We start from the raw sequence: 14831 nt of genomic DNA, 5'->3' as shown, positions 1-14831 counted from the left end.
AGGTCAGCCCTTTTGCCGGTTGTCGACAACCCGGCGGGCCTTGCCCTCGCTGCGCGCGACCGCGCCGGGATCGCCCACGACCACTTCCGTCGACACGCCCACCACGTCCTTGATGCGTTTGGACAGCATCCGGGCCGAGGCCGCGCGCGACGCCTCGTCGGCGGCGTCAGGGGTCGCCTCGACATGGACCCGCATGGCGTCCATGCGGCCCGAGGTGTGCAGTTCGATCAGGAAATGCGGGGCGAGGCCGCCGGTGGCCATCACCTGTTCCTCGATCTGGGTCGGAAAGACGTTGACGCCGCGCAGGATCATCATGTCGTCCGACCGGCCGGTGATCTTGGCCATGCGCCGCATCGACCGTGCCGTGCCCGGCAGCAGCCGCGTCAGGTCGCGGGTGCGGTAGCGGATCATCGGCAGGCCCTCTTTCGTGAGGGTAGTGAAGACCAGTTCGCCCTCTTCGCCGTCGGGCAGGGTCTCGCCAGTTTCGGGGTCGATGATCTCAGGGAAGAAGTGGTCCTCCCAGATGGTCGGGCCATCCTTGGTCTCGACGCATTCGTTGGCCACACCCGGCCCCATGATTTCGCTGAGGCCATAGATGTCGACGGCGTGCATGTCGAAGGCCGCCTCAACCTCCTTGCGCATCGAATCCGTCCAGGGCTCGGCGCCGAAGATCCCCACGTTCAGCGAGCTTTCGCGCGGGTCGAGGCCGGCCTTGTGGAAGCCTTCGAGGATGTTGAGCATGTAGGACGGCGTGACCATGATCGTGGTCGGCTTGAAGTCGGTGATCAGGGTCACCTGCCGTTCGGTCATCCCGCCCGAGACGGGCACCACCGTGGCGCCCAGCCGCTCGGCGCCGTAGTGGGCGCCGAGGCCCCCGGTGAACAGGCCGTAGCCATAGGCGATATGCACGATGTCCCCGGCCCGCGTGCCGCTGGCGCGCATGGACCGGGCGACGAGGTCGGCCCAGTTGTCGATGTCATTCCGCGTATAGCCCACCACCGTCGGCTTGCCTGTCGTTCCCGACGAGGCATGAACCCGCACGATCTGCTCGCGCGGGACGGCGAACAGCCCGAACGGGTAGTTGTCGCGCAGGTCGGTCTTGTAGGTGAAGGGGAACTTCGACAGGTCCGACAGCTGCTGCAGATCGTCGGGGTGCACGCCCGCGTCGTCGAACCGCTTGCGGTACATCGGCACGTTGTCATAGGCGTGGCGCACGGACCATTTCAGGCGGTCCAGCTGCAGGCTGCGGATCTCGTCGATGGACGCGATCTCGATCGGGTCCAGGTCTTCCTTGCGCGGGGCCAGGTCTTTCATTCTTCGCTCCCTTCTTCGAAGAGGTGGCCACGGATGGCGCGGGACATGCCGCGCATCCGGGCGATTGTGGTGCCGTCCTGGTTGGTGACGTCGATGTCGTAGATGCCGCTGCGGCCGGTCAGTTCGACTTCCGAAGCGGTGGCGGTCAGCACGTCCCCTTCGCGGCCCGGTGCCAGGAAGGAGATCATGTTGTGCTGCGCCACGGTGTTCTGGTTGCGGCTGTTGCAGGCAAAGGCAAAGCAGCTGTCGGCCAGGGTAAAGGTCATGCCGCCGTGGCAGATGCCGTGGCCGTTGCACATGTCGCGGCGCACTGTCATGCGCAGCTGCGCCGTGCCCTCGCCCACGGAAACGATCTCCATCCCCATGGCCTGGCTGGCCCAGTCTTCGCGCCAGAGCGCCTCGGCCGATTTCTCGGCGCGATCCTGCGGTGTCATATGGGCCTCCCCCGGCTTTCCTCGCGACTCATCTTGCATAAACCGACTGGTCGGTCAATTATGTTGGCAAGCAAGGGAGGATTTTCCGAATGACGATACGTGACGTGGCAAGCTTTGCGGCCGGTGAGTGGGTGGCATCCGGGGCGGGGGCGCGGTCTGTCGCCTCGGCCGTGACGGGCGAGGTGATCGCGCGGGCCGGGAACGACGATCTGGACGTGGCTGCAATGCTGGATCATGCGCGCCGCGTCGGCGGGACGGCGCTGCGGGCGATGACCTTTCACCAGCGGGCCAAGATGCTCAAGGCGCTGGGGCAGCACCTGGGCCGGCACAAGCAAGAGCTGTATGACCTCAGCTTCGACACGGGCGCGACGCAGGGCGATCACGCCTATGACATCGACGGCGGGATCGGCACGCTGATGGTCTTCGCCTCGAAGGGGCGGCGCGAGCTGCCGGACGGGCATGTCTACCTCGATGGCGAGGTCGAACAATTCTCGAAACACGGCACGTTCCTTGGGCAGCATATTTGCACGCCCTTGCAAGGGGTTGCGGTGCATATCAACGCCTTCAACTTCCCGGTCTGGGGGATGCTGGAAAAGCTGGCGCCGACCCTGCTGGCGGGCGTTCCGGCCATCGTGAAACCGGCGACGGCGACCTGCTATGTCACCGAGCATTGCGTGCGGTTGATGGTGGATTCCGGCCTGCTGCCCGAGGGCGCGGTGCAGCTGGTCACCGGGGGTATCGGCGACATGCTGGACCGTCTGACCAGCCAGGACGTGGTCAGCTTTACCGGGTCCGCCGCCACCGCGCGCAAGCTGCGGGGCACGCCGGCGATCCTCGACAATTCGGTGCGCTTCGTGGCCGAGCAGGACAGCCTGAACGCGTCGATCCTGGGCCCAGACGTGACGCCCGAGACGCCGGAGTTCGATCTGTTCGTCAAGGAGGTCACCCGCGAGATGACCACCAAGGCGGGGCAGAAATGCACCGCGATTCGGCGGATTCTGGTTCCGGCCGCGCAGCTGGGTGCGGTGCAGGAGGCGATCAGCGCCAAGCTGGCCAAGGTCGTCGTGGGCGATCCGCAGGCCGAGGGAACGCGCATGGGCGCGCTGGTCAGCCGGGCGCAGCGGGCCGATGTGCTGGACAAGATCGCGAGCTTCGGCGACGAGGTGACCCGCGTCTTCGGCGACCCCGACACGTTCGAGGTCAACGGCGCGGACCGTGACAAGGGCGCCTTCCTGCCGCCGATGCTGTTTCGCTGCGACGATCCCGACAGCGCGCAGCGGGTGCATGACACCGAGGCGTTCGGCCCCGTCTCGACCATCATGCCCTACCGCGACCTCGCCCATGCCATCGCGCTCGCCAATCGCGGCGACGGCTCGCTGGTTGCCTCGGTCATCACCCATGACCCGGAGGTCGCGCGCGAGGTCGTGCTGGGCGCGGCCAGCCACCACGGGCGGCTTTACTTCAACGACCGCTCATCGATGAAGGAATCGACGGGCCATGGCTCTCCGCTGCCGCACATGATCCATGGCGGGCCGGGGCGCGCGGGCGGTGGCGAAGAGATGGGCGGCATCCGCGGCGTCATGCATTACATGCAGCGCACGGCCATCCAGGGCTCTCCCGCGATCCTGGCCGCGATCGGGCAGAAGTGGGTGCCGGGTGCCACCGAAGTGACCGGCCCCGCCCACCCCTTCACCCGCAAGTACGGTGAGCTGGCAATCGGCGAGACGCTGCACACGGCGCCGCGCGAGATCACGCTGGACGACATCGCGCATTTCGCCGAGTTCACCGGCGACACGTTCTACGCCCACATGGACGAGGACGCCGCCGCGCGGAACCCGTTCTTTCCGGGTCGCGTCGCCCATGGCTACCTGCTGCTGAGCTTTGCCGCCGGGCTTTTCGTCGAGCCGAACGAGGGGCCGGTGCTGGCGAACACGGGGCTCGACTCACTCCGGTTCATGAAGCCGGTGCAGGCCGGAGACAGCATCGCGGTGCGCCTGACGGTCAAGCAGAAGACCGGCCGCACGGATGAGTACGGCGAGGTGCGCTGGCACGTCACGCTGACCAACCAGGACGGCGACAAGGTGGCGGAATACGAGCTGCTGACCATGAACGCCTACTGAGGCGAGACGCCGGGTTCGGCGGCGCAACCTGAGGGCTCGACCTGCCCCGCCGCGCCGCCGGATGTCACCTGCACGTCGCAGGGCAACCCATTGCCGGGGAAGGATAATGTCCACCCCGGCACCCATGCTGCATTATCCCTGTTCCATGTTGTCGCGACCCGCTCTAGAACCGATCGCATGAGCACCGCGAAGACACTTGCACATCTCCAGGGCCTCGGCACGCTCAAGGCGTGGTCGGTGGTCGTGACCATCCTTGGCGACCTGTGCCAGGCCGAGACCGACCGCATTTCGGGCCGGCTGCTGGACCGGCTGGTGGGGCCGATGGGCATCTCGAACCAGACCCTGCGCGTGGCGCTGCACCGGCTGCGGCGCGACGGCTGGGTGATTTCGGAAAAGTCCGGGCGGTCGTCCAACTACGGGCTTTCGGCGCCGGGCTGGGCGATGACCGTGGCCGCGCGCCCCGTCATCTACCCCGCCCCCGGGGCCGAGGCAGACCCCGTCAACGTCGTGATTGCCCCCCCGGGCCTGTCGGCCGCCGATTTCGCGGAAAGCCTGCCGGACGAGGCGGTGCAGCTCTCGGCCCGCTCGGCCCTCGCCCCCGGCGAGGAGTTCGGCGACGAGGCGCTCGTCGTGCCCTTCGCAGCGGAAAAGCTGCCGGACTGGGTCGCGGCCCAGATCGCCCCGGCCGCGCTGTGTGCCGAATATGCCGCGCTGGCCCGCGCCGTGCCGCAATCCGGCTGGCCCGAGGCGATGATCGAGGCGGTTACCCTGCGCCTCTTGATCCTGCACCAGTGGCGGCGCCTGCGGCTGCGCCACGGCCCCCTGCCCGACCAACTGCTGCCCCATTGGGACGGCGCCCTGGCCCGCACCCGTGTCATGACCGCGCTCTCGGCCCTGCCCCGCCCGACGCTGGTGGAACTGGAAGGCGCCGCCTGAGCCTCACCGCCCGTGGCTGCGGTCGTAGCCGTTCGGGGGCGGGCTTTCCCATCCCTCCAGCGCGCCCGGCGCGGGCGCCAGCACCTCGATCTTCAGCGGATGGCAGGCGGCGGTGTCCGAGGAATGCTCGGACCCGCAATCGCCGCCCGGACAGGCGCTGAGCGCGCCCAGCAGGTCGATTTCCGCCAGGAACGTTAGCGCATCGCCGGGGCGGACGGGGCTGGCCTTCATGAAATACTGCCCGGTGTCGCGGGTGAAGCCGGTGCACATGAAGACGTTAAGCACGTCATGAACATGCGGCTCGGCCTCGTGCAACGACAGCCCCGTGGCATCGGCCAATGCGCGGGTCAGGTTGGAATGGCAGCAGTGGTGGTATTGCGAGCCCGACAGCAGGTTCCCGGTATAGGGATCGCAGCGCGTGCCGATCACGTCATGGACCGAGCCGCCATATGCGTCGATTCCGTACCAGTCGAGGCTATCCTCGACCACCGTCGCCATGGGGCGCAGGGTCGGGAAGGACGACCACATGCGCTCCCCGGTCGTGATGTGGGTGCCATGCAGGGCGCGGGTCTTGCCGGAGTAGAACCGCTCACCGAGATCATGCGCGTTCCAGAGGTTCAGGTCCCCGACCTGCGGCCCTCCGGTGCAGGAGATGCGGAAGAACTGGCCTGCCTCGACCCGGAAACTCGCGGCATCGCGGGGCGGGGCAAGCGTCTCGCTGACCACCCGCGCGCCTGCCAGCGCGGCGCGGTAGAGCGAAAGGTCGGGCCGCGGCAGCGTCTCGGTCGGATAGCAGATCACGGGGGCGATGGCGCGGCGGGCCTCGGCGTCGGATGGGGGCGTGGACATGGGGGCTCCGGGGTCTTGGGTCGGGCGCAGGTTAGGCGCGGCGCGGCCGAAGGGAAAGCGGGGTGTGGCACCGCGGACTCCCCCGGCCGGTTTCTGGCACGGGGGGCTTTGGAGGCGCGGGCAACCTGCGGTATCCTGCTCTCAACCAAACAGAGGCAGCAGGCCCATGAGCAGGATTTCCCCTTTCGCGCCGCTGGCGCTGGTCGCGCTGGCGGCCTGCACCGAGGGCAATGGCGACAACCCCTTTGACGGCATCGGCACGGTCACGCTGACCACGACGTCGTCGCTGGCGACCCCGGCCGACGATGGCACGATCACCCACAGCCTGACCGACACCAAGGAGGTCGCGGTGATCGACGCCAGCACCGACGGCTTCGGCGCCGTCGTGGGCGCGGATGGCACGGTGCTGACGGCGCAGGCGGGCACGGTGGTGACCTCGGTCTTTGCCGATCCGCCGATCAGCGGCACCGCGCAATGGTCAGGCGACTATGCCCTGATCAAGAGCGATGCCACGCTGGACGCCGACGACCAGATCGTCAGCACCTGGACCGAGGAAAGCGGCACCATCACGCTCGACGCCGATTTCGACGCGCAGACACTGACCGGCACGCAGGGTTCGCTGACCGTGGCCGGGACCTATGCGGGCCAGGACCTGGGCGGCACGGTGACGGTGGACGGGGTGGACGGCACGCTGGATGGCACCATCGGCGCGACCAAGGCCATCGGCGCATTCCACGGCACGGACGCGGCCAGCGCCTATGCCGGCGGCTTCGTGGTCGAATGATCCGGAGGGGGCGCCGCGCGGCGCCCCGCCCGTTCAGGCAAAGATGAAATCGTCCGGCGAATAGGCCAGCAGCCAGCCGAAATCGGCCACCGCCACGCCTTCAAGCAGGATGGCGTTGGCGCCGATGACGATCTGCGCCTCGCCGCCCAGGTCGACGAGGTGGTTGTTGATCAGGTCCCAGTAGCCGCCGACCTCGGCCTGGGCCGACAGGTCGATCTTTTCCGCGTCAACCGCGTCGAACGCCTTGACCGTGTCCTGGCCGAATTCGCCGGTAAAGACGAAGGTGTCGGCATCGAGCCCGCCGTTCAGCGTGTCGTTGCCGGCGCCGCCGTCCAGCGTATCCTCGCCGCCGAAGCCTTGCAGCAGGTTGTTGCCATCGTTGCCGGTGATGGAATTGTCCACGCCGTTGCCCGACCCCTTGATGTCGGCCGTGCCCGTCAGTTCCAGGTGCTCGACATCCTGGCCGAACCGGGCCAGCGACAGCTCAATGTTGGCACTGATCGTGTCCTGGCCCTGGTAGAGCTTTTCCACCACCCAGTCGCCGGTGTCGTTCACGATGTAGAGGTCATTGCCGTAGTTGCCGATCATCCGGTCGCCTCCAAGGCCCCCGTCAAGCGTGTCGTCGCCCGCAAGGCCGATCAGCTTGTCGCGGCCGTGCTTGCCCTCGAGCAGGTTCTGCCCGGTGGTGCCGGTGATGACGTTCGGGCGCCCGTTGCCGGCGCCGTCCATGTCGCCGGTGCCGATGAGGGTCAGGTCCTCGAGTTGCTGGTTCAGGTCCGACAGCGCGATCGAGATCGAACTCTCGACGCTGTCGCGACCTTCCCCGGCCGCCTCGATGATGACGTCGCCGGCATCGTCGACGATGTAGACGTCCGACCCGGTGCCGCCGACCATGGTGTCGGCCCCGGCCCCGCCGTCGAGCGTGTCATTGCCCGCATCGCCCTCGAGCCGGTCGTTGCCGCCCTCGCCCGCGAGGCTGTCGAGGCCCTCTCCGCCCTGCAGCAGGTCGTCGCCGACGCCGCCAAAGCCCGTGTCGTCGCCCAGACCGCCGATCAGCGTGTCGTCGCCCCAGTTGCCGTTCAGCAGGTCGGCGCCCACCCCGCCTTCGAGGATGTCATGCTGGGCAAAGCCGTTCAGCGTGTCGTTCCCGGTCCAGCCGGCCAGGTGATCGGCGCCCGAAGTGCCGTCCATCAGGTCATGGCCCGTGGTGCCGAGGGTCGAGATCGAGACGCGCTGTGCAAAGACACCGGCGTTGTTGCCGTCCTGGTCGTAGCTGGTCCAGCTGACCACAAGGTTCTGGCCGCTTTCGTCCAGCGCGATGGCCGGATCGAACTGGTAATCCGTGGTCTCGGTGTTGACCTGGAACTCGACCGGCCCGACATGGCCCATCGCCACCCCGTCGTCGGAAAAGCGGGTCAGGTAGACCCCGGTGAGCGACCCGTCCTGTTCCGAGCTGAAGGCGACGATGAAGCCGCCCTGCGGCAGCGCCAGCACCTCGGCCTCGTACTGGTTGCCCAGCGTTTCATCGTGCACGAGCCCGGTCGTTATGGTCGAGCCATCGGCAGTCATCAGCCGGTAGGCGATGTTCCCGCCCCCTTGCCAGTTGGTTTCCCAGGTCGCGACGAAGCGGTCGCCGGAAAGTGCGGTCAGCGTCAGGTTCGCCCCGGCCGAGCCGTCGGCGTCGCTGCTGACATGCACGGTGCTGCCCGCCACCTCGGTGCCGGAGGCGTCGAAGGTCTTGGTGTAATAATCCAGCCAGTAGCGGTAGCCGACGACGAAACCGCCGCCCGACAGCGCGATGACCCAGGGAACGCCCTCGGTCGCGCCCAGTTCGTCCGCCACCGCCGTCTCGCCGCCGATGGCCACGCCGCCGCTGGTGTAACGCTGCATGTAGACGCCCCATTCGTAGGGGGCGGCCACGTTCTGGGACTGCCAGACGCCGACGTAGCTGCCATCGTTCAGCTCGGCGATCACCGGGTCGCGCTGGGTGCCGCTGGTCGACGTATGCAACTGGGTTTCGGTGCCCAGCTTGCCGCCGTTGCCGTCGAAGCGCTGGAAGTAGGTGCCGCCGGTGTCGCCGTCCTGGCTGTAGGATTCCCAGCTGACGACAAAGCTGCCGTCATCGTCCTGGGTCACCGTGAATTCGTCCTGGGTGTAGGCGGTCGTGGTGTTGACGGTCAGTTCGAGCCCCACCCGCGCGCCTGTCTCGTCAAAGCGCTGGTAGGCGATCTCGCCCACGCCCTGCCAGATGGCCATGAAGCCGCCGGTGTTCAGCGCGACAAGCTGCGGCAGTTGCTGGGTATAGGCGGTGTTCGCCGGGACCAGGAACTCGGCCCCGTAGACCGTGCCGTCGGCGTTGTACATCTGCGCGTAGATGCCGTCGTCGCCGCCGTCCTGGCCCATGCTTTCCCAGGCGATGACGTAGCGGCCGCCGGTCAGGACGACCACATCGCTGTTTTCCTGGTCGTTAAGCGTATAGGTGTTGACCTGAGTCTCGTCGCCAAGCGGCAGGAAGGTCGAGACGTAACCAAGGTCCAATGGATTGACGGGCATGAAAATTCCTCCGGTGAATGGAGGCAGCCTAACGAACTGCGCGGCCTGCGACAAATGACATTCGCAAGAAAAAGGGCGCCTCCGGGGCGCCCTTTCGCATCTGGTGTCGGCGGGGCGGTCAGACCGCGCGCTCGACCATCATCTTCTTGATCTCGGCGATGGCCTTGGCCGGGTTCAGCCCCTTTGGGCAGGTCTTGGCGCAGTTCATGATCGTGTGGCAGCGGTAGAGCTTGAAGGGATCTTCCAGCTCGTCCAATCGCTCGCCCGTCGCCTCGTCGCGGCTGTCGATGATCCAGCGGTAGGCATGCAGCAGCGCGGCGGGGCCAAGGTAGCGGTCGCCGTTCCACCAGTAGGACGGGCACGAGGTCGAGCAGCTGGCGCACATGACGCATTCATAAAGACCGTCCAGCTTCTTGCGGTCCTCGATGGACTGGCGCCACTCCTTCGCGGGGCGGTTGGTCTTGGTCTCGAGCCAGGGCATGATCGAGGCATGCTGGGCGTAGAAATGCGTCAGGTCCGGGATCAGGTCGCGCACCACCGGCATGTGCGGCAGCGGGTAGATCTTGACGTCGCCCTTGATCTCGTCGAGCCCGTAGATGCAGGCCAGCGTGTTGATCCCGTCGATGTTCATCGCGCAGGATCCGCAGATCCCCTCGCGGCAGGAGCGGCGGAAGGTCAGGGTCGGGTCGATCTCGTTCTTGATCTTGATCAGCGCGTCCAGGACCATCGGGCCGCACTTGTCCATGTCGACGAAATAGGTGTCGACGCGCGGGTTCTCGCCGTCATCGGGCGACCAGCGGTAAATGTGGAAGGACCGCACGTTGCTGGCCCCCTGGGGCCGGGGCCAGGTCTTCCCGGTGCGGATCTTGCTATTCTTGGGAAGCGAGAATTGAACCATGGAGATCCCTTTCGTCTGGGCCACAGGGGCCGTGGATGAGGTTTAGCGCGCCTGCCCCGGCAGGGAAAGACGCGGGTCGTTCAACTTTGTGCTGGGCGCGGGTCATGCCAGCGCCTCCTGCGGGAGGGGCGGCTGGCCGTGGATGCGCGACAGGATCGCCGCGTCGGCCGGGAAGTGGCGTTCGAGCCGGTCCACCAGCGCCGTATCGCGGGCGGCAAGATGCAGCACGGCCTGGAATTCCGGGTCGCCCGACATCTGCTGCCAGCGGTTGGCGGTCTGCAACTCCTCGGCGCGGGTGGCGTCCTTCTGGAAGGACGAGCCGCCGCCGTAGCCCTGCACCTCGCCCAGCCCGTTGTCCCGCAGCTCAAGGCCGAGGCGGTCGAGCAGGCGGGCGCGGTAGGCATCGTCTTCGGTCCAGCGGTCGTAGCAGATCGGCACAAGCCGATCGTCGGCCGCCGCCACGCGGTCGAGCACCCGGCAATAGGTATCGACCGAGCGCAGAAGCACCCCGGCCCGGTACGACAGGCCGAAACTGTCGTTTGCCTGGAGTTTCTTGAGCAGCGACGCCGCCCAGTTGAGAAAACCCCGGTAGATTGCGACTTCGGCGGTGAACAGCGCCTCGTCCATGGGGCCCGAGAGGCGCCGCGCGCCCTCGTCCCGTTCGGGCACCGCATCCTCGTAAGAGATCAGCAGCAGCGCGCCATCGCCGGCCTCTGCGGTGACCGAGGCGAGGTCGCGCTGCGCCTTGCGGGCCTGGGCATGGGCATCGCCCATCTCGATCCCGCGGAAGCTCCGCAGCGGGTCGGTGCCGGGCTTGCAATTGTTCAGGAACACCGCGCGGCCGTCCGGCGCGTTGCGTTGCAGCCACGAGGCGATCGCGTGGTTGCCCGACCGGCGCATGCCGTACATGCGCAGCAAGGGTCCGGGCGCAAAGCCCAGCCGATGCGCCAGCTCGGCGCTTTCGGGGGCGTGGGCGATCCCGTCCTCGGCCCGGGCCGAGCGGGGGAAATCGGGGCCGGAGGCTTTCGCGGGCAGCGTCTTAACCCAGGCGCCGTTCTTTTCGAAACCAAGGTCGCGCAGCGCATCGCCGTAACGCAGGTGGTAGGCCTCGCCCACGGCGCGGGGCAGTTCGCGCGGCCAGCGGGTCAACAGCCCTTCGACATGGGCATCCGACAGGCCCGCGACGGCGGCAAAGGGGTTGAGTTCGCGGAAGAAGTCCACGCCCTTGCGCTGGATCTGCGGATCAAGCCCGAAGTTCGACAGCGCCGCCTGGATCAGGTAGCCGTCGGTGTCGGCAATCAGGTCCTCGTAGCGCAGGGTGATGACGCGGGACGGCGCGGCGCACCAGTCCATCATCTCGTCCAGCGTATCGGCGTGACGGTTCTCCATCTCGAACAGCAGCTTGTCCTCGGCCGTGGCGAGGCTGGCCAGATGTTCGTGGTAGCTGACCCCGCCGAGGTCCCGGCGCGGGCGGGCGAGGTAGCCGCTGCCCTCGACCGGCGGGATGTGGTGATCGTGGCAACCGGTGATCAGCAGGTCGCGCGGGTCGCGCAGGATGTGCAGGAACGCGGCCTCGGGGTCGGACCAGAGCGGCTGCGGGAACCGCCCCGACCAATGGCCAAGGATCGCCTGCCCGGTCTCGGGCACCTCTTCCAGCCGCCCGCCCGAGATGTTCACCAGCGGGATCCCCGTCTCGTCAGACAGCCGCCGGAACGTGCGGCGCATCCACGATGCGCCGCCTTTCAGGTGGGTCGTGACGACAAGAAGACGGGGGGCTTTGGCCATGGCGTCAGATGAGTTGCAGCGCGTTGCGCGCGATGCACTGCACCGAGTCGGGGCGCTGCGCGATTTCGAGCACCAGCGTCGCCGTTTCCGGCTGCACGCCGGTCAGGCTGTCGGTGGCGATCGTCAGGATCTCCTGCGCCGAGGCGGCGTCGATGATGCAATCGGTCACCGGCGCGGCGTTCACACCGGGAAAGTTGCGCTCTACCACGTTGCCGACCACGACGCGGGCGCGGTCCCGGGCGATTTCGTCCGCCGATTGCTGCACCACCGAACAGGCGGCCAGCAGCGCAACGGCCGCGATGGCCACGGCGCGCCGCACGCCCCGCAAGGCTGCGGGACGGCGGGCGGTATCTGAGAGGGAGACCATGGCGATCAGAAGGTCCGGGCCTTGGGCGCGATCTTCTTGAGGCTGATGCCGCCCTCTTCCTCGGTGGTCAGCGTCTCGGTGATCACCGGGCGGTACGACAGATCGACCTTCGGCCCGTCCACGCGCGCGATGGTGTGGATGCGCCACTTGTCGTCGTTGCGTTCCGGGTAATCCTCGTGCGCATGGGCGCCGCGGCTCTCGTGCCGCGCCTCGGCCCCGTGGATGGTGGCGAGCGCGTTGGGCATGAGGTTTGTCAGCTCCAGCGTCTCCATCAGGTCCGAGTTCCAGACGAGGCTGCGGTCGGTGACCTTGATGTCCGACATCTTGCCGGCGATCTCGGTCATCTTCTCGACACCTTCCTTCATCGTCTTGGCGGTACGGAACACGGCCGCGTCGGCCTGCATGGCGCGCTGCATGTCCAGCCGCAGCTCGGCCGTGGGCGTGGCGCCATCCGCGTTGCGCACGGTGTCGAACCGGTCGAAGGCCTTGTCGACCGACGCCTGGTTGGCCGAGGGCACGGCCGAGGCCGGATCGACCACCTTGCCGGCGCGGATCGCGGCGGCACGGCCGAAGACCACGAGGTCGATCAGCGAGTTCGACCCGAGGCGGTTGGCCCCGTGGACCGAAGCGCAGCCCGCCTCGCCCACGGCCATCAAGCCGGGGACCACGGCGGTCGGGTCGTCCTTGGTCGGGTTCAGCACCTCGCCCCAGTAGTTCGTGGGGATGCCGCCCATGTTGTAGTGCACGGTGGGCAGGACCGGGATCGGTTCCTTGGTCACATCGACACCGGCAAAGATCTTGGCGCTTTCCGAGATGCCCGGCAGGCGTTCGGCCAGCGTCTCGGGCGGCAGGTGTTGCAGGTTCAGGTGGATGTGGTCGCCATGTTCGCCCACACCGCGGCCCTCGCGGATCTCCATCGTCATCGAGCGGCTGACGTAGTCACGCGGCGCGAGGTCCTTGTAGTTGGGCGCATAGCGCTCCATGAACCGCTCGCCCTCGGAGTTGGTCAGGTAGCCGCCCTCGCCCCGCGCGCCCTCGGTGATGAGGCAGCCCGAGCCGTAGATGCCGGTGGGGTGGAACTGCACGAATTCCATGTCCTGCAGGGGCAGGCCCGCGCGGGCGACCATGCCGCCGCCGTCGCCGGTGCAGGTATGCGCCGAGGTGGCCGAGAAATAGGCCCGGCCGTAGCCGCCGGTCGCCAGCACCACCATCTTGGAGCGGAAGACATGCATCGTGCCGTCATCCAGCTTCCAGCAGACCACGCCCTGGCACACGCCGTCGTCGGACATGATGAGGTCGATGGCGAAATACTCGATGTAGAACTCTGCGTTGTTCTTCAGCGACTGGCCGTAGAGCGTGTGCAGGATCGCGTGGCCGGTCCGGTCGGCGGCGGCGCAGGTGCGCTGCACCGGCGGGCCTTCACCGAACTCGGTGGTGTGGCCGCCAAAGGGACGCTGATAGATCTTGCCTTCCTCGGTCCGGCTGAAGGGCACGCCGTAGTGCTCGAGCTCGTAGACCGCCTTGGGCGCCTCGCGGGCGAGGTATTCCATCGCGTCAGTGTCGCCCAGCCAGTCGGAGCCCTTCACAGTGTCGTACATGTGCCACTGCCAGTGGTCCGGCCCCATGTTCGACAGCGAGGCGGCGATGCCGCCCTGTGCCGCCACGGTGTGCGAGCGGGTGGGGAAGACCTTGGTCACGCAGGCCGTGCGCAGGCCCTGTTCGGCCATGCCCAGCGTGGCGCGCAGGCCCGCACCGCCGGCCCCCACCACCACGACGTCGTATTCATGCGTCTCGTATTCGTAAGCGGCCATGGGGGTCTCCTTAGAGGGCGAGCTTGATCAGCGCGTACACCGAGGTCGCGATGATCGCATAGGCGATGCAGGTCACGGCGATGATGGCGAAGCGGCCGGCATAGCCATGCACATAGTCCTCGATCGCCATCTGGCAGCCGTTCTTGAAGTGGATCATGCCGACCCAGATGGTCAGCGCGGCGACGATCGCCGGGAAGGGGCGGCCGTAATAGGCCTGCACTTCCGCGAAATCGCGCCCGAGGGCGCCGCCGATGGTGAAGACAAAGAGTGGCACCAGCACGATCAGCGCCATGGAGCTGATCTGCATGGACCAGTGATGCTCGGTCCCGGACTTGGCCGAGCCGAGGCCGGCGGCGCGTTTGCGGTCGGTGAGATAGCGCATGAAAGCCTCCGGTCAGGTCAGGGCGATTGTGGCGATGGTCATCAGGACAGAGCCGCCGATCACGAGCCAGCCAAGGTTGTCGGCGGTCTCGACGTCGAGGCAATAGCCCTGGTCCCAGATCAGGTGCCGCACGCCGGCAAAGCTGTGGTACCACAGGCCCAGCGTGGACAAGAGCAGGATGATGTCACCGATCCACGAGGTCAGGATCCAGTTCGGGGCGGCAAACGCCTCGGGCGAGGTGGCGGCGCCGATCAGCCACCAGGCGATCAGCAGGGCCGTGACGATCAGGGCATTGCCGGTGATCCGCGTCAGGATCGAGGTCACCGAGTTCAGCTGTGGCCTGTAATAAGTTCCCAGCATGAAGGGAGAAAGCGGGCGATTGCCCCGGTTCACGTCAGCCATGGCGTTGATCCTTTCCGGTTCGGACGGCCCCTGAATAACCGTTTTTTGCGGCGTGTCACGTTTCCGAACCGTTTAAGGCGTGGAAATTCCGCCGAACGCGGCAATTTGCCGAGTTTTGTGATCACTGCTTGCGCGGCTGTGATCACATATTTCGAGCCGAATGCTGCATCGCGCGAATCCGTTGGCGTTAACGGGC

General features: G+C 67.2%; 13 protein-coding genes. 3 read left to right on the top strand and 10 right to left on the bottom strand.

Annotation, left to right across the window (positions count from 1 at the left end; all coding sequences use genetic code 11):
* Positions 1-3 precede the first annotated feature (3 nt).
* The gene (paaK, locus tag MF270_RS01655; RefSeq protein WP_238364105.1) at positions 4-1314 is read right to left on the bottom strand and encodes a phenylacetate--CoA ligase PaaK; all 1311 of its coding nucleotides are present in this window, start codon (positions 1312-1314) and stop codon (positions 4-6) included.
* The gene (gene paaI / locus MF270_RS01650) at positions 1311-1748 is read right to left on the bottom strand and encodes a hydroxyphenylacetyl-CoA thioesterase PaaI (RefSeq protein WP_238364104.1); all 438 of its coding nucleotides are present in this window, start codon (positions 1746-1748) and stop codon (positions 1311-1313) included. The genes paaK and paaI overlap by 4 nt, the downstream gene beginning before the upstream one ends.
* A gap of 89 nt (positions 1749-1837) precedes the next feature.
* Here paaI and paaZ point away from each other — a divergent pair, with 89 nt between their 5' ends.
* Both paaZ and MF270_RS01640 read left to right on the top strand, forming a co-directional pair.
* Positions 1838-3868, top strand: a complete 2031-nt coding sequence (paaZ, locus tag MF270_RS01645; RefSeq protein WP_238364103.1) for a phenylacetic acid degradation bifunctional protein PaaZ — start codon at positions 1838-1840, stop codon at positions 3866-3868.
* 177 nt (positions 3869-4045) lie between these two features.
* The gene (locus MF270_RS01640) at positions 4046-4804 is read left to right on the top strand and encodes a PaaX family transcriptional regulator C-terminal domain-containing protein (protein ID WP_238364102.1); all 759 of its coding nucleotides are present in this window, start codon (positions 4046-4048) and stop codon (positions 4802-4804) included.
* A gap of 3 nt (positions 4805-4807) precedes the next feature.
* Here the strand turns inward: MF270_RS01640 and MF270_RS01635 are convergent, their stop codons facing one another.
* Positions 4808-5653: an urea carboxylase-associated family protein gene (locus MF270_RS01635; protein ID WP_238364101.1), complete on the bottom strand. Its 846-nt coding sequence runs from the start codon at positions 5651-5653 to the stop codon at positions 4808-4810.
* A gap of 166 nt (positions 5654-5819) precedes the next feature.
* On the opposite strand from MF270_RS01635, the gene MF270_RS01630 reads away from it, so the two are divergent.
* Positions 5820-6437, top strand: coding sequence for a hypothetical protein (locus MF270_RS01630; protein ID WP_238364100.1), 618 nt, complete (start codon positions 5820-5822; stop codon positions 6435-6437).
* Positions 6438-6470: 33 nt separating this feature from the next.
* On the opposite strand, the gene MF270_RS01625 is transcribed toward MF270_RS01630, so the two are convergent.
* From MF270_RS01625 to sdhC, 7 genes are all read right to left on the bottom strand, one after another.
* Positions 6471-8990, bottom strand: a complete 2520-nt coding sequence (locus MF270_RS01625) for a calcium-binding protein (protein ID WP_238364099.1) — start codon at positions 8988-8990, stop codon at positions 6471-6473.
* Between the two features lie 118 nt (positions 8991-9108).
* Positions 9109-9888, bottom strand: a complete 780-nt coding sequence (locus MF270_RS01620; RefSeq protein WP_238364098.1) for a succinate dehydrogenase iron-sulfur subunit — start codon at positions 9886-9888, stop codon at positions 9109-9111.
* 102 nt (positions 9889-9990) lie between these two features.
* A complete protein-coding gene (locus MF270_RS01615; protein WP_238364097.1) occupies positions 9991-11613 on the bottom strand; it encodes a sulfotransferase in 1623 nt (540 codons plus the stop codon).
* A 64-nt stretch (positions 11614-11677) separates the two neighbouring features.
* Positions 11678-12040 carry a succinate dehydrogenase gene (locus MF270_RS01610; RefSeq protein WP_238364096.1) on the bottom strand — a complete coding sequence of 121 codons (363 nt, stop codon included), beginning with the start codon at positions 12038-12040 and terminating at the stop codon, positions 11678-11680.
* A 5-nt stretch (positions 12041-12045) separates the two neighbouring features.
* Positions 12046-13851: a succinate dehydrogenase flavoprotein subunit gene (sdhA, locus tag MF270_RS01605; protein ID WP_238364095.1), complete on the bottom strand. Its 1806-nt coding sequence runs from the start codon at positions 13849-13851 to the stop codon at positions 12046-12048.
* Between the two features lie 10 nt (positions 13852-13861).
* On the bottom strand, positions 13862-14233 hold the full coding sequence (sdhD, locus tag MF270_RS01600; RefSeq protein WP_238364094.1) for a succinate dehydrogenase, hydrophobic membrane anchor protein: 372 nt from the start codon (positions 14231-14233) through the stop codon (positions 13862-13864).
* Positions 14234-14245: 12 nt separating this feature from the next.
* Entirely contained in the window at positions 14246-14635 is a 390-nt protein-coding gene (gene sdhC, locus MF270_RS01595) for a succinate dehydrogenase, cytochrome b556 subunit (protein ID WP_238364093.1), read from the bottom strand.
* Positions 14636-14831 lie beyond the last annotated feature (196 nt).

This window comes from Mesobacterium pallidum, assembly GCF_019966535.1.
Taxonomy (GTDB): domain Bacteria; phylum Pseudomonadota; class Alphaproteobacteria; order Rhodobacterales; family Rhodobacteraceae; genus Mesobacterium; species Mesobacterium pallidum.
This window is presented reverse-complemented; position numbering and strand designations above follow the sequence as displayed.

Bases quoted from the DNA above. Each gene is read 5' to 3' on its own strand.
- paaK (WP_238364105.1), bottom strand. From the start codon at position 1,314: ATGAAAGACCTGGCCCCGCGCAAGGAAGACCTGGACCCGATCGAGATC.
- paaI (WP_238364104.1), bottom strand. From the start codon at position 1,748: ATGACACCGCAGGATCGCGCCGAGAAATCGGCCGAGGCGCTCTGGCGC.
- paaZ (WP_238364103.1), top strand. From the start codon at position 1,838: ATGACGATACGTGACGTGGCAAGCTTTGCGGCCGGTGAGTGGGTGGCA.
- MF270_RS01640 (WP_238364102.1), top strand. From the start codon at position 4,046: ATGAGCACCGCGAAGACACTTGCACATCTCCAGGGCCTCGGCACGCTC.
- MF270_RS01635 (WP_238364101.1), bottom strand. From the start codon at position 5,653: ATGTCCACGCCCCCATCCGACGCCGAGGCCCGCCGCGCCATCGCCCCC.
- MF270_RS01630 (WP_238364100.1), top strand. From the start codon at position 5,820: ATGAGCAGGATTTCCCCTTTCGCGCCGCTGGCGCTGGTCGCGCTGGCG.
- MF270_RS01625 (WP_238364099.1), bottom strand. From the start codon at position 8,990: ATGCCCGTCAATCCATTGGACCTTGGTTACGTCTCGACCTTCCTGCCG.
- MF270_RS01620 (WP_238364098.1), bottom strand. From the start codon at position 9,888: ATGGTTCAATTCTCGCTTCCCAAGAATAGCAAGATCCGCACCGGGAAG.
- MF270_RS01615 (WP_238364097.1), bottom strand. From the start codon at position 11,613: ATGCGCCGCACGTTCCGGCGGCTGTCTGACGAGACGGGGATCCCGCTG.
- MF270_RS01610 (WP_238364096.1), bottom strand. From the start codon at position 12,040: ATGGTCTCCCTCTCAGATACCGCCCGCCGTCCCGCAGCCTTGCGGGGC.
- sdhA (WP_238364095.1), bottom strand. From the start codon at position 13,851: ATGGCCGCTTACGAATACGAGACGCATGAATACGACGTCGTGGTGGTG.
- sdhD (WP_238364094.1), bottom strand. From the start codon at position 14,233: ATGCGCTATCTCACCGACCGCAAACGCGCCGCCGGCCTCGGCTCGGCC.
- sdhC (WP_238364093.1), bottom strand. From the start codon at position 14,635: ATGGCTGACGTGAACCGGGGCAATCGCCCGCTTTCTCCCTTCATGCTG.